General features: G+C 68.8%; 27 protein-coding genes and 1 riboswitch. Of the genes, 15 read left to right on the top strand and 12 right to left on the bottom strand.

Features of this window, described 5'->3' with window-relative positions; genetic code table 11:
- Positions 1–5: 5 nt before the first annotated feature.
- Positions 6–947: a carbohydrate kinase family protein gene (locus tag QM732_RS04400; protein ID WP_415654975.1), complete on the bottom strand. Its 942-nt coding sequence runs from the start codon at positions 945–947 to the stop codon at positions 6–8.
- A gap of 72 nt (positions 948–1,019) precedes the next feature.
- Here QM732_RS04400 and moaA point away from each other — a divergent pair, with 72 nt between their 5' ends.
- The 3 genes from moaA (at position 1,020) to QM732_RS04385 (ending at position 3,342) form a co-directional block, all read left to right on the top strand.
- Positions 1,020–2,132, top strand: coding sequence for a GTP 3',8-cyclase MoaA (moaA, locus tag QM732_RS04395; RefSeq protein WP_415654974.1), 1,113 nt, complete (start codon positions 1,020–1,022; stop codon positions 2,130–2,132).
- A 117-nt stretch (positions 2,133–2,249) separates the two neighbouring features.
- Complete coding sequence (gene mobA / locus QM732_RS04390) at positions 2,250–2,825, top strand: molybdenum cofactor guanylyltransferase MobA (RefSeq protein WP_415654973.1); 576 nt, start codon at positions 2,250–2,252, stop codon at positions 2,823–2,825.
- Complete coding sequence (locus tag QM732_RS04385) at positions 2,818–3,342, top strand: GNAT family N-acetyltransferase (RefSeq protein WP_415654972.1); 525 nt, start codon at positions 2,818–2,820, stop codon at positions 3,340–3,342. Before mobA ends, QM732_RS04385 begins: the two co-directional genes overlap by 8 nt.
- Here QM732_RS04385 and QM732_RS04380 read toward each other — a convergent pair.
- Positions 3,328–3,933 (bottom strand): YceI family protein, encoded by a 606-nt coding sequence (locus QM732_RS04380; RefSeq protein WP_415654971.1) that lies wholly within the window; start codon positions 3,931–3,933, stop codon positions 3,328–3,330. The genes QM732_RS04385 and QM732_RS04380 overlap by 15 nt on opposite strands.
- A 102-nt stretch (positions 3,934–4,035) precedes the next feature.
- Here QM732_RS04380 and QM732_RS04375 point away from each other — a divergent pair, with 102 nt between their 5' ends.
- From QM732_RS04375 to QM732_RS04360, 4 genes are all read left to right on the top strand, one after another.
- A complete protein-coding gene (locus QM732_RS04375) occupies positions 4,036–4,575 on the top strand; it encodes a DUF962 domain-containing protein (protein ID WP_415654970.1) in 540 nt (179 codons plus the stop codon).
- Between the two features lie 12 nt (positions 4,576–4,587).
- Complete coding sequence (locus QM732_RS04370; RefSeq protein WP_415654969.1) at positions 4,588–5,601, top strand: 2-dehydropantoate 2-reductase; 1,014 nt, start codon at positions 4,588–4,590, stop codon at positions 5,599–5,601.
- Positions 5,602–5,719: 118 nt separating this feature from the next.
- On the top strand, positions 5,720–6,478 hold the full coding sequence (locus QM732_RS04365) for a TerC family protein (RefSeq protein ID WP_415654968.1): 759 nt from the start codon (positions 5,720–5,722) through the stop codon (positions 6,476–6,478).
- A gap of 17 nt (positions 6,479–6,495) precedes the next feature.
- A complete protein-coding gene (locus QM732_RS04360) occupies positions 6,496–6,879 on the top strand; it encodes a hypothetical protein (RefSeq protein WP_415654967.1) in 384 nt (127 codons plus the stop codon).
- Between the two features lie 77 nt (positions 6,880–6,956).
- Here QM732_RS04360 and QM732_RS04355 read toward each other — a convergent pair whose 3' ends face one another.
- From QM732_RS04355 to QM732_RS04345, 3 genes are read right to left on the bottom strand one after another with little or no spacing between them, the layout of a single operon-like run.
- Positions 6,957–7,790 carry an urease accessory protein UreD gene (locus QM732_RS04355; RefSeq protein ID WP_415654966.1) on the bottom strand — a complete coding sequence of 278 codons (834 nt, stop codon included), beginning with the start codon at positions 7,788–7,790 and terminating at the stop codon, positions 6,957–6,959.
- A complete protein-coding gene (gene ureG / locus QM732_RS04350) occupies positions 7,783–8,433 on the bottom strand; it encodes an urease accessory protein UreG (protein WP_415654965.1) in 651 nt (216 codons plus the stop codon). Before ureG ends, QM732_RS04355 begins: the two co-directional genes overlap by 8 nt.
- Complete coding sequence (locus QM732_RS04345) at positions 8,430–9,113, bottom strand: urease accessory protein UreF (RefSeq protein WP_415654964.1); 684 nt, start codon at positions 9,111–9,113, stop codon at positions 8,430–8,432. Before QM732_RS04345 ends, ureG begins: the two co-directional genes overlap by 4 nt.
- A gap of 112 nt (positions 9,114–9,225) precedes the next feature.
- Between QM732_RS04345 and QM732_RS04340 the strand changes: the two genes are divergently transcribed.
- A complete protein-coding gene (locus tag QM732_RS04340; protein WP_415654963.1) occupies positions 9,226–10,038 on the top strand; it encodes a hypothetical protein in 813 nt (270 codons plus the stop codon).
- A 36-nt stretch (positions 10,039–10,074) separates the two neighbouring features.
- Here the strand turns inward: QM732_RS04340 and QM732_RS04335 are convergent, their stop codons facing one another.
- Positions 10,075–10,671: an outer membrane beta-barrel protein gene (locus QM732_RS04335; protein ID WP_415654962.1), complete on the bottom strand. Its 597-nt coding sequence runs from the start codon at positions 10,669–10,671 to the stop codon at positions 10,075–10,077.
- Positions 10,672–10,801: 130 nt separating this feature from the next.
- Positions 10,802–11,440, bottom strand: a complete 639-nt coding sequence (gene ureE, locus QM732_RS04330; RefSeq protein WP_415654961.1) for an urease accessory protein UreE — start codon at positions 11,438–11,440, stop codon at positions 10,802–10,804.
- Between the two features lie 91 nt (positions 11,441–11,531).
- On the opposite strand from ureE, the gene QM732_RS04325 reads away from it, so the two are divergent.
- The 5 genes from QM732_RS04325 (at position 11,532) to QM732_RS04305 (ending at position 15,929) form a co-directional block, all read left to right on the top strand.
- Complete coding sequence (locus QM732_RS04325; RefSeq protein WP_415654960.1) at positions 11,532–12,344, top strand: crotonase/enoyl-CoA hydratase family protein; 813 nt, start codon at positions 11,532–11,534, stop codon at positions 12,342–12,344.
- A gap of 61 nt (positions 12,345–12,405) precedes the next feature.
- A riboswitch (yybP-ykoY riboswitch) is annotated at positions 12,406–12,586 on the top strand.
- A gap of 7 nt (positions 12,587–12,593) precedes the next feature.
- On the top strand, positions 12,594–13,166 hold the full coding sequence (locus tag QM732_RS04320) for a TMEM165/GDT1 family protein (protein WP_415654959.1): 573 nt from the start codon (positions 12,594–12,596) through the stop codon (positions 13,164–13,166).
- A 33-nt stretch (positions 13,167–13,199) separates the two neighbouring features.
- A complete protein-coding gene (locus QM732_RS04315; protein ID WP_415654958.1) occupies positions 13,200–13,826 on the top strand; it encodes a LysE family translocator in 627 nt (208 codons plus the stop codon).
- 107 nt (positions 13,827–13,933) lie between these two features.
- Positions 13,934–15,259 (top strand): PQQ-binding-like beta-propeller repeat protein, encoded by a 1,326-nt coding sequence (locus QM732_RS04310; protein WP_415654957.1) that lies wholly within the window; start codon positions 13,934–13,936, stop codon positions 15,257–15,259.
- A 10-nt stretch (positions 15,260–15,269) separates the two neighbouring features.
- On the top strand, positions 15,270–15,929 hold the full coding sequence (locus tag QM732_RS04305) for a class I SAM-dependent methyltransferase (protein ID WP_415654956.1): 660 nt from the start codon (positions 15,270–15,272) through the stop codon (positions 15,927–15,929).
- Positions 15,930–15,981: 52 nt separating this feature from the next.
- On the opposite strand, the gene QM732_RS04300 is transcribed toward QM732_RS04305, so the two are convergent.
- Both QM732_RS04300 and QM732_RS04295 read right to left on the bottom strand, forming a co-directional pair.
- Entirely contained in the window at positions 15,982–16,713 is a 732-nt protein-coding gene (locus QM732_RS04300; protein ID WP_415654955.1) for an alpha/beta hydrolase, read from the bottom strand.
- Between the two features lie 215 nt (positions 16,714–16,928).
- Positions 16,929–18,782 (bottom strand): M3 family oligoendopeptidase, encoded by a 1,854-nt coding sequence (locus QM732_RS04295; protein ID WP_415654954.1) that lies wholly within the window; start codon positions 18,780–18,782, stop codon positions 16,929–16,931.
- 175 nt (positions 18,783–18,957) lie between these two features.
- On the opposite strand from QM732_RS04295, the gene QM732_RS04290 reads away from it, so the two are divergent.
- Positions 18,958–19,563, top strand: coding sequence for a GNAT family N-acetyltransferase (locus QM732_RS04290; RefSeq protein ID WP_415654953.1), 606 nt, complete (start codon positions 18,958–18,960; stop codon positions 19,561–19,563).
- A gap of 200 nt (positions 19,564–19,763) precedes the next feature.
- On the opposite strand, the gene QM732_RS04285 is transcribed toward QM732_RS04290, so the two are convergent.
- The 3 genes from QM732_RS04285 to QM732_RS04275 are packed head-to-tail and all read right to left on the bottom strand — an operon-like array spanning position 19,764 to position 22,611.
- Complete coding sequence (locus tag QM732_RS04285; protein WP_415654952.1) at positions 19,764–21,527, bottom strand: monovalent cation:proton antiporter-2 (CPA2) family protein; 1,764 nt, start codon at positions 21,525–21,527, stop codon at positions 19,764–19,766.
- Positions 21,528–21,531: 4 nt separating this feature from the next.
- Positions 21,532–21,801, bottom strand: a complete 270-nt coding sequence (locus QM732_RS04280) for a hypothetical protein (protein WP_415654951.1) — start codon at positions 21,799–21,801, stop codon at positions 21,532–21,534.
- A gap of 33 nt (positions 21,802–21,834) precedes the next feature.
- Positions 21,835–22,611 carry an SDR family oxidoreductase gene (locus QM732_RS04275; RefSeq protein ID WP_415654950.1) on the bottom strand — a complete coding sequence of 259 codons (777 nt, stop codon included), beginning with the start codon at positions 22,609–22,611 and terminating at the stop codon, positions 21,835–21,837.
- 88 nt (positions 22,612–22,699) lie between these two features.
- Here QM732_RS04275 and QM732_RS04270 point away from each other — a divergent pair, with 88 nt between their 5' ends.
- Positions 22,700–23,632, top strand: coding sequence for a LysR family transcriptional regulator (locus tag QM732_RS04270; protein ID WP_415659336.1), 933 nt, complete (start codon positions 22,700–22,702; stop codon positions 23,630–23,632).
- The last annotated feature ends 403 nt before the right edge of the window (positions 23,633–24,035 follow it).

Below are 24,035 nucleotides of genomic sequence, written 5' to 3'. Positions count from 1 at the left end.
AAACCCTAGTTTTTGGTGACTTCGATGTCTTCGGCCAGCGCCGCAACGAGGCCGTGCCTGGGCGGCGCAAACCCGGGCGCCGTGCAGGCGGCGGCCCCGGCCGCCAGCGCCCAGCGCAGATGCTCCTCGGCGGGCGCGCCGGCATTGCGCATCAGGCTGTCCAGCAGGCCGGCAAGGGCTGAGTCGCCTGCCCCTACCGTGTCGATGACGTCAATCTGCGGCGGCAAGCCACTGCATTCCTCCACGCCGTGGTACAGCGTCGCACCGGCTGCGCCGCGCGTCAGCAGCAGCCAGGCGCCCGGATTCCAGGCGGCGATCTGGGCCAGCCCCAGGCGGTGGTCCGACACCCGGAACAGGCCGCGCAGATCCTCATCGGACACCTTGATGACGTCGGCCAGCCGGCACATCTGCGCCAACGTGTCGTCGTAACGCGAGTCCATCGCCAGCGCGCGGAAGTTGGGGTCATAGCTGATCAACCGGCCCTCGCTCTTCAGCGTCTGGGCCAGTGCCAGCAGCCGGCCCGCCAGGGGCTCGCGCACCAACCCGAGGCTGCCGAAGTGGGCCCAGCGCAGCGAGCGCATCCAGCCTGCCGGCAGGCCCTCCGGGCGGAAGTGCAGATCGGCGCTGTCCTGGCCGATGAAGAAGTAGCGCGGCGGGTCCAGCTCGTGCACGATGGCCAGCAGCGGCGGCCGCGGCAGCTGCTGGATGAAGCGCATGTCCAGGTTGGCATCCTGGCTGCACTGCCAGATCTCGGCGCCGAAAAGATCCTGGCTGATCGCACCGCCGAAAGCACTCAGCCGGCCCAGCGCAGACATCGCCACGGCCACGTTCCACGGCGAGCCGCCGCAGGCGCTGCGCCAACGGTCAGGCCCGATCCGGATCAGGTCCGTCAACGCCTCGCCGAAGGCAACGAAGTGCGGCAGGTCTGGATGAAGGATGTCAGCCATCGCCAGCCATTCAAGCGCGACCGCCGCCCCACCGCAAGTCCCGGTATTGCCGTCACTGACACAATCGACACCATGTCAGCACGCGTGATTCCCCTGCACGACGCCCGCCAGGCGCCTGCCGCGCCGCTGCCCGCCGTCGGCATGGCCGCGCTGCCCTCGCTTCCCCTGGCCGACACGCTGGGCAGGCCGCTGCGCGACCTGCGCATCTCCGTGACGGACCGCTGCAACTTCCGCTGCGGCTACTGCATGCCCAAGCAGGTGTTCGACAAGCACCACGAATTCCTGCCTCACGCCGAGCTGCTCAGCTTCGAAGAGATCACGCGCCTCGCCCGCGTCTTCGTCGGTCTGGGCGTCGAGAAGCTGCGCATCACCGGCGGCGAGCCCACGCTGCGACGCGGGCTGGAGACACTGATCGAGATGCTGGCCAGGCTGCGCACGCCCGATGGCCGCACGCCAGACCTGACGCTGACCACCAATGGCTCCACGCTCGTCAGGAAGGCTGCCGGACTGCGCGCCGCCGGGCTGAATCGCCTGACGGTCAGCCTGGACGGACTGGACGACGCGGTATTCCAGCGCATGAACGATGTCGGCTTCCCCGTGGCCGATGTGCTGGACGGCATCCGCGCCGCGCAGGCCGCAGGCCTGGGGCCCATCAAGGTCAACATGGTGGTGCAGCGCGGTGTCAACGACGACCAGATCCTGCCCATGGCCCGCCACTTCAGGCACAGTGGCGTCGTGCTCCGCTTCATCGAATACATGGACGTCGGCGCGACCAATGGCTGGCGCATGGACCAGGTGCTGCCCAGCGCCGAGGTGATGCGCCGCATCGCGGCCGAGTTCCCCCTGGCTCCACTGTCACACAGCGCGCCGGGCGAGACGGCCCAGCGCTGGGCCTATGCGGACGGCGGCGGCGAGATCGGCGTCATTTCCTCGGTCACTCAGGCCTTCTGCGGGGACTGCAACCGCGCACGGCTGTCGACGGAAGGCCGGCTCTACACCTGCTTGTTCGCGCACCGCGGGCATGACCTGCGCGCGCTGCTGCGTGGCGAACCCGTCGACGATGCGCAGCTCGCCGGCGCCGTCGCCAACGTCTGGACAGGCCGCAACGACCGCTACTCGCAGCTGCGCGGCACGCCGGCGGCCGCGGCCGAGCCGCGCGTCGAGATGCATTACATCGGTGGCTAGATTGACCCGTCCCCCACGCACTTCGCGCCCGTCCTCAAGGGATCGCCGACAGTGGCCTGCCCAAGCCGGATCCACGGCGCCCGCCGCAAGAGCACGCGGGGCCACCCGCGCGCGTCAATGACGACGGCAGCCATTCACGGCCTGGTCCTCGCCGGTGGCCGCGGCAGCCGCATGGGTGGCGTGGACAAGGGACTGCAGTTGCTGGACGGCAAGCCGCTGGCGCTGCACGTCGTCGAACGCCTGGCCCCGCAGGCAAGCCGCGTGCTCGTCAGCGCCAACCGCAATCTGGACGTCTACGCCACGCTGGGCCATGCCGTACTGACCGACCCGCCCGGCCTGGAGTTCGCTGGGCCGCTGGCCGGCATGCTTGCGGGCCTGCAGTCTCTTCCCGACGATGCCTGGCTGCTGACCGCCCCCTGCGACTGCCCACGCCTGCCGCCGGACCTGGCGCGACGCCTGCTCGTCGCAGGTGAAGGCCACGGCCTGGCCTTCGCCCGCGCGGCCCGCGAGCACCCCACCCATGCACTGCTGCACGCCCGCCTGCGCGAGCCGCTGGCCGCCCATCTGCAGGAAGGCGGCCGCGCAGTGCTGCGCTGGATGAAGTCGCTGCCGCATGGCGTGGCGCGCTTTGATGCCCCTGACGACGAGGCCGCGTTCGCCAACCTCAACCGCGCGGCAGACCTGCATGGCTGAGTTGCTGATCCGCCCCATGCTGGAGCCCGACTTGCTCGCCTACAAGGCGCTGCGCGATGCCATGCTGGCCGGCCACCCCGAGGCCTTCACGTCGGACGCCGAGACCGAGAGCCGGCGCGACCTTGCCAGCTACCGCAACCGCCTCGCCGGCGGCAGCAACGGCGCCACGCTGTTCACGCTGCTGGCACTGGAGGCCGGCCGACTCGTCGGCGCACTGACCTGTGAGCGCGAATCGCGGCCCAAGGTGCGGCATGTCGCCCACCTGGTCGGCATGATGGTGGCCGACACCCACCGCGGCCGCGGCATCGGCCGGGCCCTGCTCGTCGCGGCCATCGACAGGATCAAGGCCAGCCCCGGCGTGGCCCAGGTCACCCTCAGCGTGACGGCCAGCAACCGCATCGCCATCGGCCTGTACGAAAGCCAGGGATTCGTGCGCTACGGCTGCCTTCCCGACGCGATCCGGCTCGCCGACGGCCTCAGCCTGGACAAGGACCTGATGCGGCTAAGGCTGGACTAGCTCGAACTGCACGACCAGCGCGTCCTGTACAGCGAGCAAGCCACCCAGCACCGTGAAGGGCCGGATGCCGAAATCGCTCTGCCGCACGACGACCTCGCCGCGCGCCCGGGCGCCCTCCACCTCGACGACGAGCCACTGCCGCCGCGTGACCCCGTGCAGCGAGACCTCCGCCTCGACGGCACGCCGCCCGCCCTCGCCCAGTTGCTGCAGCGTGCGCACGAGGACCTCTGGATGCGCCGACGCGTCCAATGCCTTCAGCAGGTTGGCACGCGTGCCGGCACGGGCGTCGTCGTCCACGGCGCTGGCAAATGCCGGCCCCAGGCGCTGGCGCAGGCCCGGCGGGTCGATCTCCAACGCATCCAGGCGAAAGCCCAGCACCGGCCCCGCCGCCGCCCAGTCCACCCGCAACCCTGCCGCACGCAGCACATGGTTGTGGCCCAGCCGGGCCGCCGTGCCGCCCCGAAAGACAAGGATGCGCAGTTCGTCGCCCTCGGTCGCCACCGGGCCGGTCGAAGACGGCGGGCTGGCACAGCCGGCCAGGCCGGCCAGCACGGCCAGCAGCACGAGACGTCGTCTGGATGTCGTTTGCACGCTCAAGTCAGGGGTTTTCCGCGGGGGTTTATCGGTCGGCGCCCGGCGCTGACGCTCCATGCTGGACTAGCATAGCCACCATCCTCCTCAATGGAGCCCGACATGGCCAGCCTGTTCCGCCCCGCACTCGACCTGATGGCGCAGTACGCCGCCTACCACCGTGATCGCCGCAATATCGCGACGCATTTCGTCGGCATCCCCCTCATCGTCTTCGCCATCAGCGTGCTGCTGGCGCGTGCCGAGTTCACGCTCGCCGACCAGCCCATGAACGCGGCCATCGTGCTCTGGGCGGTCAGCTCGCTGTGGTACCTCACGCGCGGCAACCTCGCGCTGGGTGCCACCACCGCCATCGTCAACGGAGTGCTGACGGCGCTGGCCATGACGGCGGCCCAGGGCTCGACGACGAGCTGGCTGCTCATCGGCGTGGGCAGCTTCGTCGTCGGCTGGATCATCCAGTTCATCGGCCACTACTACGAGGGCCGCAAGCCGGCCTTCGTCGACGACCTCGTCGGCCTGTTGGTCGGCCCGATGTTCGTCGTGGGCGAGGCGATGTTCATGCTCGGCTGGGGCCGCCCGCTGCTGGAAGAAATCGAGCGCCGCGTCGGCCCGACGCACCTGCGCGACCTCGCACACCCCGTCTGACCCGCTGACGCGATGACCGGCGTTCTCGTCATGGGCGCCGGCTCCGTCGGCTGCTTCGTCGGCGGCCTGACCCAACTGGCCGGCGTGCCGGTGCATTTCATCGGCCGGCCGCGCGTGCTGGCCCACCTGCGCAAGCAGGGCCTGCGCCTGACCGACCAGGACGGCCTGGACCGCAGCATCCCGGCGCTGGACCTGCGCCTGCACGCGGAGCCGCCAGCCGGGCTCAAGCCCGACCTGGTGCTGCTGTGCGTGAAGTCGGGGGCCACCGTCGAGGCGGCCACGGCGCTGGGCCTGACACTGCCGCTGGGCACCCCGGTCGTCAGCCTGCAAAACGGCATAGCCAATGCCGCCACCGCGCGCCAGGCCGCGCCGCAGCTGCACTGGCATGCCGGCATGGTGCCCTTCAACGTCGCTGAAATTTCGCCCGGCCACTACCACCGCGGCACCGGCGGCGCGCTGGCCGCCGAAGGTTCGGCCGAGGACCTGGCCCTGGCCGCCTGGCAAACAGCGCTGGCCCGTGTGGGCATGGGTCTGCAGCTGCACGCCGATCTCGCGCCGGTGCAGTGGGGCAAGCTGCTGCTGAATCTGAACAATCCGGTCAACGCGCTGTCCGGCCTGCCGCTGCGCGACGAACTGCTGCAGCGCGGCTACCGGCGCGTGCTGGCGGCGCTGCAGCAGGAGGCGCTGGACCTGCTGGACGCCGCCCACCGTCCCGTCGCCCAGTTGACGCCGCTGCCGCCGCGCCGGCTGCTGACGCTGCTGCGCATGCCCACGCCCGTCTTTCGCCTCGCCGCCGCGCGCATGCTGCGCGTCGATGCCAAGGCCCGCTCCAGCATGGCCGACGACCTGGCCCAGGGCCGCTCGACGGAGGTCGACGCCCTCTGCGGCGAGATCGTCCGCCTGGCCCGTGGCCTGGGCCGCAGTGCACCGCTGAACCTGCGCATGCAAAGCCTCATCCAGGCCTGGCCCAAGCGCCGCCAGCCTTATTCGCCGGCCGAGCTGCTGCGGGCCATCGGACTGTCCTGACCACCGGCGCCTCGGCCCGACACCTCAAGCAACGCCGAAGCCTCATTCAGTTCCGGCCTGGCTGCGCGCCCGGGGGCGGTTGACGACAATCTCGGGCTCCCCACGCTTTGGCCCTGCCATGATTGAACTGTTGTCATCCCCCCAGACCTGGATCGCCCTCGCCACGCTGACCGCGCTGGAGCTGGTGCTGGGCATAGACAACATCATCTTCATCAGCATCCTGGTGGACAAGCTGCCCAAGGCACGCCAGGAACTGGCGCGGCGGCTGGGCCTGTTCGCTGCCATGTTCATGCGCATCGGCCTGCTGATGGTGCTGGCCTGGATCGTCGGCATGGTGGCGCCACTGTTCCACGTCTTCGGCTACGGCTTCTCCGGCCGAGACCTCATCCTCATCGGTGGCGGCCTGTTCCTGATCTGGAAGAGCACGGTCGAGATCCACGGCTCGCTGGAGGGCGAGGACGAGGTCAACAGCACCGGCAACAAGGCCAAGGCGGCGTTCGCCTCGGTGATCATTCAGATCATGATCATCGACCTGGTCTTCTCTCTGGACTCCATCATCACCGCCGTTGGCATGGTGGACGACGTGCGCATCATGATCACCGCCGTGATCTGCTCGGTGGGCCTGATGATGCTGTTCGCCGGCCCCATCGGCCGCTTCGTGTCCAACAACCCGACGATCAAGATGCTGGCGCTGAGCTTCCTCGTCGTCGTCGGCGTCGTGCTGATGGCCGAGGGCTTCGGCCACCATGTACCCAAGGGCTACATCTACTTCGCCATGGCCTTCTCGCTGGGCGTCGAGATGATGAACATCAAGATGCGCAAGAACGCCGACACCAAGGTCAAGCTGCGCCAGCAGATCCCGGGCGGCGACGACTGACCAGGCACACTCGGGGCGTGCACCTGACGCCCTTCGTCTTCGTCGACGCCATCTCCTTCGGCATCTCGCCCGCAGAACTGGTCGCGCGGCTGGGGCCGCCCGACCGGGTCGAGCGCAACAACGTCGCGCTGACTGTCCACGACTATGGCCACAGCGTCTACCGCTTCCAGGATGGCGGCCGACTCGAGGAAGTCACCCGGCGAGCCGCCGTGCTGCACCTGGGCACCCTGGCCATCCCCTTCGCCGCGCTGTCCGGCTTCGTGGGAGCGCAGGACGACGAAGCCTTCGAGCGCGCGGGCTTCATCGTCAGCCCGCGCTTCGGCTTCGCCTTCGTGCCAGCCGATCCCGACTGGGTCACGGCGCTGGCCAGGCACTGCATTGCGACGTGGCGGGCGCTGTGACCTCAGCACACCAGGCTGCGCCAGTCATGGCCTGCCTGGGCGACGGCCGAGGGAAGGCATTGGCATGAAAGGCAGGCTCAGGTCGCCCAGATGCGCGGATCGCTGCCGGGCAAGGCCCAGAGGCGCTCGCGCCATGAGGTGCGCACGCGCCGCAGCACGTTCGTGACCGTCTCGACCTCGTCACCCAGGACGCGCACCAGCAGCACGGCCCCAGATGGACTCGCCAGGCAGGTCGCACCGGCAGACTCGTCCGCGAGCGCGGCACGCGCGTCGGCGAGCAGCGATTCCGCGTTGCCCAGCGCCGTGGCCTGGGCGTAGGCCAGCGTGCCCATTACCCGGTGGCCAGCGAGGCCGCAAGGTCCGTCCATCAGCGCCGCATCAGCGGCGTCGAGCCAGCCGCGGTCCAGCCACTGGCCCTCGATCTCCAGATGCTGCAGCAAGCGGCCGCGCGTAAACGGCTCACCGGCCGCTGGCAGGCCCAGCCCCAGCACCTCGCTCGCGAACAAGCTGCCGCCGGGCGCGAGCCGCAGCCGCACTTCGTTGCGGCCGATACAGGCCGGATAGGCCAGCGTCTCCTGCGGCAGCCATTCCAGCCGGGCGCCCTCGCCCACCGTGCCCTGCACGACCTGGGCGGCCTCGCCAGCATTGGAGCGGTAAAAGCGCGTCGCCGCCGGCGTCGTCACGAGCAGGTGGGCACCAGCCTGCACGTCCAGGGTGATGTCGAGCCGGTCGCCGCCGACCAGGCCGCCGGGTGGGTGCACCAGCACGGCATGCGCGATGCCGGCGCCCTCCGGGTACAGCGTCTTCAGCAGCCGCAACGGGCCGTCGTGGCGCGCCTGGACGCGCGTGGCCACGCCATCACGCGCCGCGGCCAGTGCCAGCCGCGCCGGCCAGCGGACGTCATCAGCCAACGAACAGGCCCTTCGTCTCGATGAAGCTGACTACCTCGTCCAGACCCTCGCGGGTCTTGAGGTTGGTCATGACCCAGGGCTTCACCGGCCGCATGCGCGCGGTGTCGCTGCGCATCACCGCCAGGTCCGCGCCGACATGCGGCGCGAGGTCGGTCTTGTTGATGACGAAGAGGTCGCTCTTGGTGATGCCGGGGCCACCCTTGCGCGGGATCTTCTCGCCGGCGGCCACGTCGATGACGTAGATGGTCAGGTCGCTCAGCTCGGGACTGAAGGTGGCCGCGAGGTTGTCGCCACCACTTTCCACGAAGACGATGTCGGCGTCCGGGAACCTCTCCAGCATGCGATCCACGGCCTCAAGGTTGATGGAGCAATCCTCGCGGATGGCGGTGTGCGGACAGCCGCCGGTCTCCACGCCCATGATGCGCTCGGGGGCCAGGGCGCCGGCCACGGTCAGCAGGCGCTGGTCCTCCTTGGTGTAGATGTCGTTGGTGACGACCACGAGGTCCCAGCGATCGCGCATGGTCTTGCACAGCATCTCGACCAGCGTGGTCTTGCCGGATCCCACCGGCCCTCCGACGCCGACACGCAGCGGCGGAAGCTTCTTGGTGCGGTTGGGAATGGCGTGCAGGGGTGCGTGGGTCATGAGCGGAACAGTCTCGAGTATTGGGTTTCGTGGCGGGCACCGTGGACCCCCAGCAGAGGCGCGAACGCCATCGGCTCGGGAGCGGCCAAAGCAGCCTCCACGGCTGCCGGAATGGCTTGCACGAGCCGTGCCAGCAGGCGCTGGCCCGAAGTCTGGCCCAGGGGGACGCAACGCACGGCAGCCTGCATCAGGTTCTCGGCCCAGCCGAACGCGATGGCCTGCAGCGCCGGCTCCGGCGCGGCGCCACGCGCCGCCGCGGCGGCACCCATGACGACGGGCCAGCTGGGCGCAGGCCGCAGCGCCTGCAGCAAGGGCAGCACGGTCGCGTCCGGCATCAGGCCGCGCATCCACGCCAGCAGGCTGCGGCCCATCTGCTGCACCTGCTGCAGGCTCTCGCTGGTCTCGCGCGTCTGCAGCACCCAGGCGTTGAGCCGGGCCAGACTTTCGCCATCCAGCGCCAGCGCGGCCGCGTGCGCGGCGGCAGCCACTGGCAGCTCGGCACGGGCCTGAACGAGTTCCAGCTGGTTCAGCAGCCAGTCGCCGGCGCTGGCCTCGTCATGCACGACGCCAGCGTCGACGGCGGCCTCCAGACCTTCGGAGTAGCTGAAGCCTCCCACGGGGAGTGCGGGCGACGCGAGCCACAGCAGGTGCAGCAGTTCGGGAGAAGCGGGCGAGGTCATGGCGTGTCGATCACAGGTGCAAATTCCCAGGCAGCGCCTGGAGCGCTGCATGGCAGGAGAAGCCTAAACTGATTGGCGTACCTTACGAGTGCTCGACAGGGAGAACACCGACATGGCTGCCACCCGCATCTCCAGCAAGGCTCGTGCCTGCATCGTTTTCTGCGCATGGCTCACTGCCTCGCTGGCACAGGCCTGGGAGCCCGCGCCCGAGACAAGCGGCCGGGAAGTGCTACAGGCTGCCCGCCGCGACGCCTCCGAGGGCCGGCTGGCCGAGGCCGCCGAGAAGCACCTCTGGTTCCACGAGCACGTGCTGGAGCGCGAGCCGTCGATGCGCGGCGTGCGGCTGTCGTTCGCGCTGGCCGACTGGGTCGCCCTGGCGCGCCGCTACCCGGCGGCGATGGCACAGCTGATCGCCGCCCGCGACCGCGCTGTGGCCCGGGTCGAAGACGGCGGCCTGGCGGGCGGGCAGGCCTTGAACGAAGTGGTCAGCTTCAACAGTCGTCTGCGCGACCCGGAATCCACGCGCGACGCCTTCGCCCGCCTGGTACTGCGTGACCCGGTGGTTGCAGAACAGGCTGCGCCGCAGGTCCTGCCTGCGCTGGTCGAATTGAACGACATCGAGTTCGCCAGCAAGCACCTGCACGTGGACGAAGCGGTGGGGCGCATCGAGCGCACCTACACGCAGCTCCAGGCAACCAGTTCGGCACTGCCCGCCAACCAGATCGAGGCCATGAAGCGCTGGCAGCAGCGCCACGTGGATATCCAGCTGGCACAAGTCGTCTATGTGCTCTGCAAGGACCGCCGCGAGGCCGAGGCCGAGCAAGTCGTCGCGCGCGGACGCGCCCTGCTAGCTCCGGACGCCCCCGTCCATCACATGACCGAAGCGCAGCGCTGCATCGCCCCCCCAAACGAGAATGCGGGCTGAGCCCGCGCCCGCTCCGCTGCGCTCACCCACCGGGCATCAGAAGTTGAAGGCCATGCCGGCACCCAGCGTGCGCACGGTGACGCCCTGCTTGGCACTGGCGGGGGTGTCGCGCAGATCGGCGCGTGTCCAGTCGGCGCTGAGGCTGGCACTCCAGCGGCGTGCGAACTGCCAGGAGGCGCCAAGGCCCGCGTAAGGCTTGACCGAGCGCGTCGTGAGCGTGCCGGGATTCTGAGAGAACGGGCTGACGGCGGGCTGCAGCTTCAGCTCATTGGACGAGATGCCCGCACGGAGCACCGCGCTGACACTGGAAGACAGCGGCATCGAGTACGCCGCGCCGACGCCGAAGCCAGCGAACTCCGCAGAATAGTTGTATCCGAACAGTCCCCAGTCCGAGTCGATCTTGGCGTACGTCACCTCGAACGCCCAGGACTCGCTGAAGCGGTGGCCGGCACGTAGGCTGTAGCTTGTGTCGACAGGACTGCAGCGCGTGTTGGCGGAGCAGTTCAGGTCGACCTTGCCGGTACCGATCTGCACGCCGATATAGGTGGATGCGGCGAGGTTGGGCACCTGCGCGGAAGCCGCCGCGGACAGGCCAAGCGCAAGGCCGGCGGCGAGGATACGGATGGATGGCATGTCACTCCCTGTGGCAATAGATGTGTTCAGCCCGGCGCGCATTCGCGGCGCCGGCGGACGCGCGGCATGCTAACTGCGCAGGGATGGGGTATCGGTGACCTCGCTGCGGCGGGACGTGCGCATCGCCCGGTCAGTGGTCGTGATTGCAGCCAGGCCCATGGACATGGCCGGCATCGTGCGCCTTGACCGGGATGGCCAGCGGCTTGCGAGCCGGTGCGGCCGCATGCTCGTGGGCATGGCCATGATCGTGGCCGTGGTGCTCATGGCCTTCGTGATGACCATGGTCGTGCCCGTGGTGATGGCCATGGCCCGAACCCTCGCCGTAGGCCCCGCCCTCGGGCTCGAACGCCGCCCGTGCCTCGGTCACGATGAGGTGCTGGCGGCGCAGCATGTCGGCCAGCACGGGATCGGGCTCGAACTGCAGCAGATCGGGCTGCAGTTCCAGCGGCACATGGCGGTTGCCCAGGTGATAGGCGGCGCGCAGCAGGTCGAAGGGCTGGCCGTGCTCGGCGCAGAACCGCACCTGCTGCACCGCCTGGGCCGCGGCGACGACGCGCAGCAACGTCCCGTCCTCGGCCACCAGCACGTCACCCCCGCGAAGATTCGTGCCGCGTGGCAGCACGACGCCGATCTCGCGGCCCGTCGAGTCGGTGGCGGAGAAGCGGCTCTTGCTGCGGGTGTCCCAGTCGAGTTCGAGCGTGGGGGCGCGCTTGACGAGCACGGCGGCCAGGCCGGCGCCGCCGGCGATGCGTTTGGTGGCGTGGATCATGGCCTCAAGTATCGACGCTGCCCCGATGGCGACAGCGCGGCAAGGGCTTGGCGGGCATCATGCGGGCTTCGCCGCGCAACCCGAGCCGCCCATGCAACTCGAAACCCTCGCCGTTTCCATCCAGGATCACATCGCCACGGTCCGCCTCAACCGCCCGGACAAGGCCAATGCCATGAACGCGGTCATGTGGCAGGACATCCGCCGCGCCTTCGACTGGGTGGATGCCGAGTCCGAGGCGCGCGTGGCCGTGCTGGAGGGCGAAGGCCGGCATTTCACTGCCGGCATCGACCTCTCGATGATGATGGGCCTTGCCCCGCAGATCCAGGATCCCTGCGACGGCCGTACCCGGGAGAGCCTGCGCCGCGTCATCCTGGACATGCAGGACACCCTCACCAGCCTGGAGCGCTGTCGCAAGCCGGTACTGGCTGCCATCCACGGCGCCTGCGTGGGCGGCGGCATCGACCTGATCTGCTGCGCCGACATGCGCTACTGCTCGGCCGACGCCCACTTCTCCATCAAGGAGATCGACATCGGCATGGTGGCCGACGTGGGCACGCTGCAGCGCCTTCCCAAGATCGTCGGCTCGCAGGGGCTGGTGCGCGAGCTGGCCTATACGGGCCGGCGCGTGGAGGCGGCCGAGGCGCGCGAGATCGGCCTCGTCAACCGCGTGTTCGACAGCCGCGAGGCGCTGCAGGCAGGCGTGCGCGAGGTCGCCGCCGCCATCGCCGGCAAGTCCCCCCTGTCCATCCGCGGCACCAAGGAGATGCTGAACTACGCGCGCGACCATTCGGTGGCCGATGGTCTCAACTACGTCGCCACCTGGAACTCGGCGATGCTGATGAGCGAGGATCTGACCCGGGCCATGATGGCCGGCAAGGGCACGGCGCCCACGTTCCGCGACTGAGCCCGCAGCCTGCGAGGGGCCAGGCACCGCAACCCCGTCGGCCGGCGTGGAACACTCGGTTAAACTGTCGGCTCGTCATTGGGGAGTAGCCGCCCTGCGCAACGCAGGGGCCCGCGTCAACACACTTGGCCTGACGGCCATGGCGCGTGCAGCTTCAACGCCTGGCAAGACCTTTGACCTCGCAGCCGCCGGATCGGGCCGGGGATGCTGCGCGGTCATTGGTGTTTCGCCGGCCCGTTGGACTCTCGCATGGAAGCCTTCCTCGTCTCTACTGGTGTCGTCGCCCTCGGTGAAATGGGTGACAAGACCCAGCTCCTGGCCATCGTTCTCGCAGCCGCCTTTCGCAGGCCATGGCCCATCATTGCCGGCATCTTCGTCGCCACGCTCGTCAACCATGCCGCGGCGGGTGCGGTGGGCGGATGGGTGGCGCAGGCCATGGGCCCCGACGTGCTGCGCTGGGTCATCGGGCTGTCCTTCCTCGGCATGGCCGGCTGGATGCTCATTCCCGACAAGCTTGACGACGATGACACCCGGCTGTCGCAACGCTTCGGCGTCTTCGGAACCACCGTCGTGGCCTTCTTCCTCGCCGAGATGGGCGACAAGACGCAGATCGCCACGGTCGCCCTGGCTGCGCGTTACACGGACCTGGTGCAGGTCGTGCTGGGGACCACGCTGGGCATGATGCTCGCCAACGTGCCCGCGGTCTTCCTCGGCGACCGCATCGCCAAGCGGGTGTCGATGCGCCTGGTGCACGGCGTGGCGGCGGCGATCTTCGCGGTGCTGGGGGTGCTGACGCTGCTCAACGTGGGCAAGCTGCTCTGAGGTGCGGACGGCGCGTCGCCTTAGCATCCGCAAATGCTGACCGCAGCCCAGACCCTCGCCTTCCTCGCCGCCGCGCTGGTGCTGACCGCCACCCCGGGCCCGGACAACCTGATGGTGCTGAGCATGGGCATGTCGCGCGGACGACGCGCAGGCATGGCCTTCGGGCTGGGCTGTGCCCTGGGCTGCCTCAGCCACACGCTACTGGCCGTGGTTGGCGTCAGCGCGATGGTGGCGGCATCGCCGCTGGCCTTCGGGCTGCTCAAGGGGGTGGGCGGGGTCTATCTGGTCTGGATGGGCGTGCAGGCCTGGCGGCACGCGGGCCGGGTTGCGGTGGGCGGCACGGCGGGCGACGATGCCTCGCTGCGGCAGTTGTTCGTGAAGGGCCTGTTCGCCAACGCGATCAACCCCAAGGTGGTGCTGTTCTTCCTGGCCTTCCTGCCACAGTTCGTTGCTCCGGCCCAGGGCCCGGTGGCTGCACAGTTGGGGCTGCTGGGGCTGCTGTTCACGGCACAGGCGGCGCTGCTTTTCGGACTGCTGGGCTGGTTCTCCGGCAGCGTGGGCGCCTGGCTGAACCGTCGCCCCGCTGTCGGCCCCTGGCTGGACCGGCTGGCCGGCACGGTGTTCATCGGCCTGGGCCTGCGCATGCTCGTCTCGCGCTGAAGCGCGAGGCCCGCCGCGGCCTCTCTCTTGAGTCGGCCCGCGCAAACTTCCAACACGCCACGGTCGTTTCGCTATCGTTGCGCCCATTTCAACGAGGGGGAGAGACGATGCGCCGACTTGCGTTCACTGCGTTGCTGGGCCCGGCAATGAGCACCGCTGCGAGCCACGCGGCGGACTGGCCGACCTTCATGGGCGACGCCGCCCGCAGTGGCGCCAACGCGGGCACCGGCAAGGCGCCAGGCGGTTTCCAGTTGGCATGGGAGTACGACCTGCACGCGGCCGTGGCGGCCTCGCCCGTGGCCGCAGGCGGCCTGCTGTTCGTCGCGGCCGAGGACGGCAACCTGCATGCCATCGACATCGCCTCGCGCCAACTACGCTGGCTCTTCCATGCCGATGCCGGCATCGCATCGACGCCGGCCGTAGCCGATGGGCTGATCTACTTCCTGTCCCGCGACGGCCAGTTGCATGCCCTTGATGCGGCCAGCGGTGCGCCGCGCTGGAGCTTCCGCACCGGCGGCGAGGCCCGCTTCGCCGCCCACGGCATGTTCGGCCTGCCGCGCGACGGCCACAAGCGCGCCGACCCCTGGGACTTCTATCTGTCCTCGCCGCTGGTGGCCGACGGCAAGGTCGTGTTCGGCAGCAGCGACGAGCATGTCTACGCGCTGGACGCCAAGACCGGCGCCATGGTGTGGTCCTACAAGAGCGGCGGCATGGTGCACGCCGCACCGGCCCGGGCCGACTCCCGCGTCATCGTCGGCGCCTGGGACAGCGCGCTCTACGCGCTGGATCTCGCGACAGGCGCGCTGGCCTGGCGCCACCAGACCGGCGCCGACCACAAGGACAGCATCATGCTGGGCATCCAGGCCGCCGCCAGCGTGGACGGCGACATGGTCTACGCCGGCTCGCGCGACGGCTTCCTCTACGCGCTCGACGCGGCCACCGGCCAGCTGCGCTGGCGGCATGATGCGAAAGGCTCCTGGGTGCCTGGCACGGCGGCCATCAATGCCAGCCAGGTCTTCGTACCCACCTCCGACGCTGGCTTGCTGACCGTGCTCGACAAGCGCAGCGGCCGCAAGCTCTACGACTTTCCGACCCAGGTCTGGACCTTCGCCTCCCCCATCCTCGTCGGCGACAGCCTCGTCGTCGCGACCATGGACGGACAGGTCCACCAGCTCGACGCGGCCAGCGGCAAGCCGCTGTGGCGCTTCATGTCACCCGAGCGTCTCGCCAATGCCCGCGGCATCCTCGACGCAGAGGGCAAGTTCGACAACCAGCGGCTGTACGGCACACGGCCGGACGAGATGGTGTCGGCGCTGGAGCACGTCAAGCGGCTGGGCGCCTTCATCGCATCGCCAGCGTGGGTGCAAGGGCACCTGATCACGGTGGATGCGCTCGGCAGGGTCCGGGCGTTCCGGCCGATGGCCAAGTCCTGAGACCCGTCTCTTGGACGCCCGCACTTCCGCCTTCTACGATGCCTACGCCACCCAGTTGGCTGCGACCGAAGCGGGTCGGAGCGCCATGTTCTCCAGCTTGCAGGCCGCGCTGGTGCCGGGCGCCTGGGTGCTGGACGTCGGCTCCGGCTCGGGGCGCGACATGGCGGCCCTGCTTGAGCACGGCTTCGAGGCGCTGGGCGTGGAGCCCAACGCCGCCATGCGCGAGACCGCGCTGCGCCTGCGACCGGGCCTGGCCGACCGATTGGCCGACGCCAGCCTGCCGGACCTGGGGCGCCCCTTCTACGAGCGCCGCCCGCAGGGCTTCGACGCTGTCGTGTGCAGCGCCGTGCTGATGCATGTCGAGCCCGCCGGGCTCACGCCTGCGCTGGCGTCGCTGGCCGGGCAGCTGCGACAACCGGTGGACGGTGAGACGGCGCACCGGCGCCCCGCCCTGCTGATCTCGCTGCCCGAGATGCTCGCCGAGCGCTTGAAAGGCGACCGGGATGTTGACGGGCGACGCTTCCACAACCATGAGCCAACGCGGGTGCAGGCGCTGCTGGCCGGCTGGGGATTGGAGCTGGACAGCGCGAACCGCAGCGACGCGGCGCTGGCTGGCACCGGCACGCGCTGGCACACGCTGTTGTTCAGGCAGTCCGTCAAGCGGCGCTGAAACCCCCGGTCGCCGCAGCAAGTCGCCATCAGTCGTCATCAGTCGCAGTCGGTCAGGGACTGCGCCGGATCGGTGCCCATCCGGTCTGGTCGTCGAGCTGGTCGATGGCCCAGTCGAAGGACGGCTTGGCCACGCGCTCGTGTGCGACAGCGAAGTCCCGGCGCTCGATCACCAGCCCTTCGTAGCCCCGGCCGCGGTAGCGCGCCTCGTAGGCCGCCACGTCGTCCACGTTGCCGGGCGCGCTGGCGCTGCTCAGGATCAGGTGCACCGGCAGGCGGCGGCTGACTGCGAAGCGCGCCTCCTCGTCACGGAGGTTCTGCGCGGTAAGCGCCCAGAAGGCGCCGTCGAACAGCAAGTAGCTGCGAAAGAATGGCGTCGCTGGCTCCTCCTGGCTGAGCAGGATGGCTCCGAGCAGGCCGCCATAGGACGTGCCCACGAAACCGCGTGCCGTGGTCGTGCGGTAGTTTGCCTCGATCAGCGGAGCCAGCTCCTGCTTCAGGAAGCGGCCGTAGGCCGGCGCACCGTCTGCGGTGTAGTCGACAGCGCGGCGGTCCGGCTCAGGGCCGCCCTGCTCGACGTGGACGAGGATCATCGGCTTGCGGCGCTGATCCAGCATCCGCGAGAACGCCGCGAAGCTCCATTGCCCGTCGGTCGCGTAGAGCACAGGGTAGCGCCGCCCCGAACTCGCATAGTCCACCGGCAGGTAGACGTGATACGGGTAGCGGATGCCGGGTGCTGCGGGACGTGATCGCGTGGTCGCGCTCCACCGTGCCGGCGTACACATAAGGGGGCGCCTGGGCAGCTGCGGACGCCGGGGCTGCAGGCGCTTGCGCATCGACCACCCTGCCCTCGGCATTGGCGGTCGATGCCAGGCAGGCGAGACTCAGCAGCAGCGTCAGGCGGCCAGGCATGCGCGCCCTTCATTCAGCCTGCCGCCCACCCTGGACGATGCGAAGCGCCGGGCAGGCGCCAGGCGCGCAATGGTCGACACCCCGAGCCTCACTGGGCCGCCAGCAGCGCCTCCATCTCGTCCATGAGGCTGTCCATGCGCTTGATGACGGCCTGGTAGGGCGCCGGGCTGGTCATGTCCAGGCCCGCGTTCTTCAGCGCCTGGTAGGGCGGCACCGAGCCGCCGCCGGCCAACAGCTTCAGATAGTTGTCGCGTGCGCCGGGCTTGGCCGCCAGGATGTCTTCCGCGAAGTGCAACGCCGCGGTGACGGAGGTGGCGTACTGGTACACGTAGAAAGGCCGGTAGAAATGGGGGACGAAGGCCCACTCCTGGCAGTACAGCGGGTCGATCTTCATCACGCCGGCGGCGTCGCCGTGGTAGTCCTTCAGCAACTGGCAGTAGATCTCGGTCATGCGCTTGCCGTTCAGCGCCTCGCCCTTGGCCGCGGCATCGTGGGTGTTCAGCTCGAACTCGCCGAACATGGCCTGACGGAAGAAGGTGCCGCGCAGCCGCTCCAGCGCGTAGCCCAGCTGGAAGAGCTTTTCCTCCTTGCTGCGCGCCTGGCCCTGCATGTAGTGGCTCAGCAGCACCTCGTTGGCCGTGGACGCGACCTCGGCCACGAACAGCGAATAGTTGGCCGTCTCGTAAGGCTGTGCGCGGTTGGCCATGGCCGTATGCATGGCATGGCCCCACTCATGGGCGAAGGTGCTGACCGAGTCGAACTCGCCCTGGTGGTTCAGGAACACGAAGGGCGGCGCACCGTAGACGCCGTCCTGGTAGGCACCGCCGCGCTTGCCCGGACTGGGAAGCGCGTGCATGGTGTTGGCCTGCAGCGTGGTCTTCAGCAGCGCCTGGTAGTCCGCGCCAAGGGGCGCCGTGGCGGCCAGCGTCAGCGCGGCGGCATCGTCCAGGCTGTAGGTCTTGCTCTGCTTCACGAGCGCCGGGTAGATGTCGTAGTAGTGCAGGTCCGGCAGTCCCAGCATCTTCTGACGCAGCTTGAAGTAGCGGTGCAGCGTGGGCAGGCCCTTGTGCACCTCGGCCACCAGCGTGCGGTAGACGGCCTCGGGGATCTCCTCCGTCCCCAGGCTCATCGCCACGGCGCTGGGGTAGCGGCGCAGCTTGGCCATGATGGTGTCGTCCTGCACCACATTGCCCAGCGTCACGCCGTAGGTGTCCTCGTACTGGGCGATGGTGCCGAAGAAGGCGTCGAACACCTGCTTGCGCACGGCGCGGTCCGGATGCTGACGCAGCAGGCCGTACTTGGTGTCGGTCACGCGTTCGGCCTTGCCGTTGACCGTCAACTCGGGCCACTGCGTGTTGGCGTTGAACAGCAGCGTGCGCGCCTCCCCGGTGGCTTCGCGCACCGGGCCCAGGGCCGCGATGACGGCCTCGCTCTCGGCGCTGAGGGTGTGCCTGGCCTGGCGCAGGCTGTTGCGCAGGTGCTCGGCGTGCTTCTTCAGCCCCGGCTCGGCCTTCAGGTAGGCCGCCACCTTGGCCTCGCCCAGCGACTGGATCTCGGGCTCCACCCAGGCCAGCGTGGCGCCGAACTCGCCGCCGAGCTGCCCGGCCAGGTTGCTGCGCTCCTGATTGGCCGCATCGCGGTTGTCGGTGCTCTGCTTCATGCTGGCGTACACACGCAGCCGCTCGAAGCGCAGATTGGCTGCACTGATGGTGTCCAGCCCCGCAAGCAGGCTCTTGGCGCTCTTGCCCAGCGTGCCCTTCAGCGCGGCGAGCTTGGGAAGGTCGGCCAGCAGGGCCTTGCGGGCAGTCTCCCAGTCGTTGTCGCTGGCGTAGAGCGGGGCGAGGTTCCAGACCGTAGGCAGGGGCTCGGCGTGCAGAGCCTGGCCGCCCAGGGTCAAACCCAGGCAGAGCGCCAGGGCGCGAGGAAGGGGCAGACGTTTCATGACGGCAGGAGTGGATGAATGGGATCCCGGAGTGTCGCCAACGATGCCGGCCATATCCGAAGTGACACCGGGAAAGCCCGGAGGCCGCCGCGGCATGAAAGCAAGCCTGGGTTGAGGCTCAACACTTCCCCCGGATCTCGGCCGCATCAGTGCCCGACTGCACGGGCAGCCCGCCATGGAGCGACGGCTGGACTGGCGGGGCCGCAATGGCGTTCATCGCGCTGATCACGCATGCGCCGGCGATGCACGGAAGCGGCGCTATCTAAGATGCTGCAAACGCCACCGCCACGCTGACACGATGCGCCGCCTCGCCCGCCCCACCGACCTCGACCCGGTCTTCGCGATCTACTCGCACCCCCAGGTGGTGCCGTACCTGACGTACGACCCGATGGAGAGGTCGGCATTCGCGCCTATCTTCGACGAGCTGCTGCGCAGCGGCTCGTTCTGGATCTGGGAACACGAAGGCGCCCTCGCCGGCTTCTACAAGACGACCCGCTATCCCGGCCGCGTGCACCATGTCGCGCAACTGGGCACGCTGGCCGTGGACCCACGCCTGCACGGCCAAGGCGTGGGACGCGCGATGCTCAACGACGCCCTCAGGCAACTGCGCGCCGACGGCGTCAAACGCGTGGAGCTGTACGCCGAGGCTGACAACTCACAGGCTTTGGCGTTCTACCACCGGCTGGGGTTCGCGCACGAAGGAACGCTGAAGGCGTTCTACAAGCGCTCGCATGAAGCCCACTACGTGGATGAGCACGTGCTCGGACTGCTGCTGGAGTGAGCAGCTCCCGAAGACGTGTGGAGCGCCTCGACGCCATGCCCCGAGTGGCGGATTCGGTGCGTGCAGCGACTTGCCCCGGCTCGCGATTGGGGCCACACGACGGCAGCGAGTCGCCGAAGCACCCGAAGGCCTGAGCCGGCGCCCCCGCATGACGCCGGCAGTCAAGCAGTCACGGGCATTCGAGGCTGGCTGGCTGAGGATCAGCCACGCCCTTCGGCCGGGTGCTCGTCGAGATTGCCCAGGATCTTCGAGCGCCCTGCGTCGATGCCGCCGGCCAACTCCAGGTCCAGCCGTTCACGGTCCCGGCGTCGCACATCGGCAGCGATGCCTTGCGCTTCGACCTCGTCCGCGCCCAGTGCCAGCGCGGCCTCTTGCCCCATCTGCATCGCCGACTCGAAGGTCTCACGCACCGGACGCGCCACGCCGTGCTGAATGAGAGTGATCGCATGTTCACGGTCACGCGCACGCACCACCAGTCGCGCCTGCGGGAAGGTCATCGACACCAGCTCGGCAATGGTGGTGGCTGTCGCCGCATCGTCGACGCAGACCAGAATCACCCGAGCGTCGGCCGCGCCAGCGGCACGCAACACATCCAATCGACGTCCGTCGCCGTACCAGACCTTGAAGCCGAAGTTCTCGGCGTCACGGGCCACTTGGGGCATGTGGTCGATGATGGAGATCTGTGCACCCAGCGCCAGCACGTGCTGGCTGGCGATCTGGCCCACACGACCGAAGCCGATGATGAGCACCGTGCTGGCCAGTTGCTGCGGTGCCTCTACGCCTTCCGTGGAGGAAACACCTGAGCGTGAAAGCCGCTTGTGCAGCAGCACAAGCAGCGGCGTCAACGCCATCGACAGCACGACGATGGCCGTCATGTTGGCGTTGACCACTGGGTCGATGACGCGTGCCGCCAGTGCGGCTGCGAATAGCACGAAGGCGAATTCGCCACCTTGGGCCATCAGCACCGCACGGTCCAGCGCATCGGCATGCGTGGCGCGGGCCAGCCGTGCGACGACATAGACGCAGCAGGCCTTTGCGGCCATCAGCGCCAGTACACCGGCCACCACCAGCTGCCACTGCCGGGCCACAGCGGCAATGTCCAGCGACATGCCGACGCCGAGGAAGAACAGGCCCAGCAACAGGCCTCGGAAAGGTTCGATATCGGCCTCCAGCTGATGGCGGAAGGTCGACTCCGACAACAGCACGCCAGCAAGGAAGGCGCCCATGGCCATCGACAAGCCGCCGGCCTGCATCAGCAGCGCCGCACCCAGCACAACGAGCAGCGCAGCTGCCGTCATCACCTCGCGCGCTCGCGCGCCGGCCAGCACGCGGAACAGGGGATTCAGCAACCACAGCCCGGCGGCCAGCAGCGCCGCCACGGCCGCAGCTGCGAGGCCGGCGGTGGCCCAGGCCGACCCGCCGGAGGGCGTTGGCGCATCGGGCGCCAACAGTGCGACCAGGGCCAGCAAGGGCACGATCAGCAGGTCTTCCAACAGCAGGATGGCGACGACCTTCTGCCCGCGTGGCGCGGCAATGTCGCCACGCTCGGAAAGCAGCTGCATCACGATGGCCGTGGAGGTGAGCACGAAGCCGAGGGCGCTGATCAGCGACACCGCCCACGTGAAGCCGAAGCCCATGCCGACTGCCGTGAGCAAGGCTGCGCAGACCAGCACCTGAAGGCTACCCAGGCCGAAGATGTCGCGCCGCATCCGCCACAGGTGCGAGGGTCGCATCTCCAGGCCGATGATGAAGAGAAACATCACCACGCCCAATTCGGCGGTGTGCAGGATGGTCTGAGGGTCGGTGAACCAGGCCAGGCCAAATGGGCCTATGGCCAGGCCCGCGGCCAGATAGCCCAGCACTGAACCCAGACCCAGGCGCTTGAACAACGGCACTGCGACCACCGCGGCGCCAAGCAGCATCACGACCGGCAGCAACTGCCCGGTGGAGGATTCGGCCGCCATGTGTTCAGGCCCTGCCGAGCTGCCAGGCGGCCAGCCCTGCCAGCAGCGCCGGCATGACGAACACCAGTACGAGGATGGGCGCCTCCTGGCGCACCGTATAGCCGGCGTGCGTGACCCCCACCCACATGTTGATGCAGGCCACCAGAGCCCAGGCGGGCACGAAGGCCTTGGCCGCCAGCACCACGCCGGCGGCACTGGCGCCCCACAGCCAGCCAAACAGCATGAACAAGGCCAACAGCCCCACGCCGCCGACCATCACCAGGACCACATGCATGCTCGCCCTCCCCGCCGCTCGTTACGGCACGGCCTATTTTGTGGTGTAGCCACCGTTGATGAGCAAGGTCTGGCCAGTGATCCACCAGCCATCGCTGACCAGGTGGCGGATGAATGGCACCACGTCGGACGGCGTCGTCAGGCCCGACGGCGAGAAGCCCGACAGCGCTGCGGCCGTCTTGTGATACGCCACCGCCTCGGCCTGCTCGGCGGGGTAGAAGAACGGCGTGTCCATCGGGCCTGGGCCGACGGCCGTGACCGATATGCCACGCTCACCGAACTCCTTCGCGGCCGCCCGCGTGAAATGCTCTACCGCCGCCTTGGTGCCGGCATAGGCAGCATAGAAAGGCGTGAATGCCCCCAGCAACGAAGTCACGAGCGTCAACACCTTGCCGCTGTCGTTGACGTGCAGACCGGCTTCCTTGAGAAAGAAGAAGGCGGACTTGGTGTTGACCGCGCTCATCTCATCGAACTCGGCTTCGCTGATTGCAGCCATGGGCTTCTTCAGCACCTTTCCGACGGTATTGATAGCGATGTCCGGCCGGCCAACGGCCGCCACGGTGTCGGCGAAAAGCTTGCTCATGGCCGCAGCACTGCTCAGGTCGGCCTGAAAGATCACCGCCTTGGCACCGGCGGCCTCGACGGCCGCAGCCGTAGCCTCGGCATCGCCCCGGGTCGCTACGCTGTTGTAGTGGATGGCCACTGCCGCGGCGCCGTGCGCCGCCAGGTCGCGGGCGATCAGGCCGCCGAGATTCTTCGCGCCGCCTGCTATCAGGACGACCTTGCCTTGGATGGCGTGTTGGCTACTCATGCTGGTGCTCCGGGTGTTGTGAGATGAGCCCACCAATGTATTGATCATGCACGCGCGAATAAATCAATAATTCACTACATAACTATTCATTCCATCCAACCAATCGGAGCCAAATCTGGACCGCATCGATCAATACCGGCTCTTCCAGCGCATCGCGTCCTGCGGCAGCTTCTCGCTGGCCGCCGACCAGCTTGGCCTGCCACGCCCAACGGTTTCCACGGCGCTGCAGCAGTTGGAGCGGCGTCTTGGCACGCGGCTGCTGCATCGCACGACGCGCCGAGTGAGCCTCACCCCGGATGGCGATGCACTGCTGGAACGAGTACAGAGCCTGCTCGAGGAACTCGACGATCTGGAGCAGCGGTTCAAGCCCGCAGCGACCTCGCTCAGCGGGCGCTTGCGGGTTGATGTGCCCAGCCGCATCGCCCGCCGCTTGCTGGCGCCCGCGATGCCGGGGCTGCTGCAGGCGCATCCGGGCCTGTCCATCGACCTCGGTTCCAGCGACCGCATGGTGGATCTGGCACAGGAAGGCATCGACTGCGCCCTGCGCGTCGGCCAGGTCCGAGGCGCCGGCCTGGTCGCCCGCCCGCTCGGCCACTTCACGCTCATCAACTGTGCCAGCCCAGCGTACCTGACCGTACACGGCGAGCCTACGGAACCCGCTGACCTGGCAGGGCATTTCGCTGTTCACTACCTCAGCACCAGCGGTGTGCGCGCGTCCCGCTGGGAGTGGCAACAGGATGGCGAGGAGCACAGCATGCCGGTCGCCGGCCGGGTGAGCGCCAACAATGTGGAGAGCTACATCGCGCTGGCGCTAGCCGGTCTCGGGCTGATCCAGGTACCGGCCTTCGACGTTCGGGAGCACTTGGAGCAGGGCGATCTGGTCGAAGTCATGCCGCGATACCGGCCCGCGCCGATGCCAGTTCATCTGGTTGTCCAGGGCCGCCAGCATCTGTCGCGCCGGGTCCGGGCCTTTGCCCAATGGGTTGAGACTGTGCTGCAGTCCCACCTGGACGCCGCCTGAGGGCATCGCGGCCCTCGGGGCGTCTGTGCGACGGGCTGACGTCTCTTCGAGTCGATGGCGCGAGGATTCGAAGCCCAGGAAGGGAGCGGCGCCGGTACAAGTGGTCGAACACCTTCTTTCGTCGACAAAGGGCACTCGCCCTGCTGGCGCCAAAAGGCCGCAGTCCCCGGCAAAGCTGCCATCAGGGATGGCTGCTTCCGGTTCCATGCAGGTCGCTGTCTGTCGTGCGCGGCAGGCCGGATGGCAGTCGCCCACCGCCTGGGAGCAGCCTCAAGCAACCGCGCCGATGGGATACCGGGCGGTGACCATTGAGATGCTCACGCGACGTGACTCGATACCCGACCGGGCGCGGTTACACCCTGTCGCAGCGGTCGACGCCTAACATGTGGCCTGCTGTTGCCCT

Origin of the sequence: Roseateles sp. (assembly GCF_047654805.1) — a bacterium.
Classification (GTDB): Bacteria; Pseudomonadota; Gammaproteobacteria; order Burkholderiales; family Burkholderiaceae_C; genus Pelomonas.
The sequence above is the reverse complement of the archived record's forward strand: the minus strand, read 5'-3'. Positions and strand labels throughout refer to the sequence as shown.

Coding starts and splice junctions, on each gene's coding strand:
- QM732_RS04400 (WP_415654975.1), bottom strand. CDS start 947: ATGGCTGACATCCTTCATCCAGACCTGCCGCACTTCGTTGCCTTCGGC.
- moaA (WP_415654974.1), top strand. CDS start 1,020: ATGTCAGCACGCGTGATTCCCCTGCACGACGCCCGCCAGGCGCCTGCC.
- mobA (WP_415654973.1), top strand. CDS start 2,250: ATGACGACGGCAGCCATTCACGGCCTGGTCCTCGCCGGTGGCCGCGGC.
- QM732_RS04385 (WP_415654972.1), top strand. CDS start 2,818: ATGGCTGAGTTGCTGATCCGCCCCATGCTGGAGCCCGACTTGCTCGCC.
- QM732_RS04375 (WP_415654970.1), top strand. CDS start 4,036: ATGGCCAGCCTGTTCCGCCCCGCACTCGACCTGATGGCGCAGTACGCC.
- QM732_RS04370 (WP_415654969.1), top strand. CDS start 4,588: ATGACCGGCGTTCTCGTCATGGGCGCCGGCTCCGTCGGCTGCTTCGTC.
- QM732_RS04365 (WP_415654968.1), top strand. CDS start 5,720: ATGATTGAACTGTTGTCATCCCCCCAGACCTGGATCGCCCTCGCCACG.
- ureG (WP_415654965.1), bottom strand. CDS start 8,433: ATGACCCACGCACCCCTGCACGCCATTCCCAACCGCACCAAGAAGCTT.
- QM732_RS04345 (WP_415654964.1), bottom strand. CDS start 9,113: ATGACCTCGCCCGCTTCTCCCGAACTGCTGCACCTGCTGTGGCTCGCG.
- QM732_RS04340 (WP_415654963.1), top strand. CDS start 9,226: ATGGCTGCCACCCGCATCTCCAGCAAGGCTCGTGCCTGCATCGTTTTC.
- QM732_RS04335 (WP_415654962.1), bottom strand. CDS start 10,671: ATGCCATCCATCCGTATCCTCGCCGCCGGCCTTGCGCTTGGCCTGTCC.
- ureE (WP_415654961.1), bottom strand. CDS start 11,440: ATGATCCACGCCACCAAACGCATCGCCGGCGGCGCCGGCCTGGCCGCC.
- QM732_RS04325 (WP_415654960.1), top strand. CDS start 11,532: ATGCAACTCGAAACCCTCGCCGTTTCCATCCAGGATCACATCGCCACG.
- QM732_RS04320 (WP_415654959.1), top strand. CDS start 12,594: ATGGAAGCCTTCCTCGTCTCTACTGGTGTCGTCGCCCTCGGTGAAATG.
- QM732_RS04315 (WP_415654958.1), top strand. CDS start 13,200: ATGCTGACCGCAGCCCAGACCCTCGCCTTCCTCGCCGCCGCGCTGGTG.
- QM732_RS04310 (WP_415654957.1), top strand. CDS start 13,934: ATGCGCCGACTTGCGTTCACTGCGTTGCTGGGCCCGGCAATGAGCACC.
- QM732_RS04300 (WP_415654955.1), bottom strand. CDS start 16,713: ATGTGTACGCCGGCACGGTGGAGCGCGACCACGCGATCACGTCCCGCA.
- QM732_RS04295 (WP_415654954.1), bottom strand. CDS start 18,782: ATGAAACGTCTGCCCCTTCCTCGCGCCCTGGCGCTCTGCCTGGGTTTG.
- QM732_RS04290 (WP_415654953.1), top strand. CDS start 18,958: ATGGAGCGACGGCTGGACTGGCGGGGCCGCAATGGCGTTCATCGCGCT.
- QM732_RS04285 (WP_415654952.1), bottom strand. CDS start 21,527: ATGGCGGCCGAATCCTCCACCGGGCAGTTGCTGCCGGTCGTGATGCTG.
- QM732_RS04280 (WP_415654951.1), bottom strand. CDS start 21,801: ATGCATGTGGTCCTGGTGATGGTCGGCGGCGTGGGGCTGTTGGCCTTG.
- QM732_RS04275 (WP_415654950.1), bottom strand. CDS start 22,611: ATGAGTAGCCAACACGCCATCCAAGGCAAGGTCGTCCTGATAGCAGGC.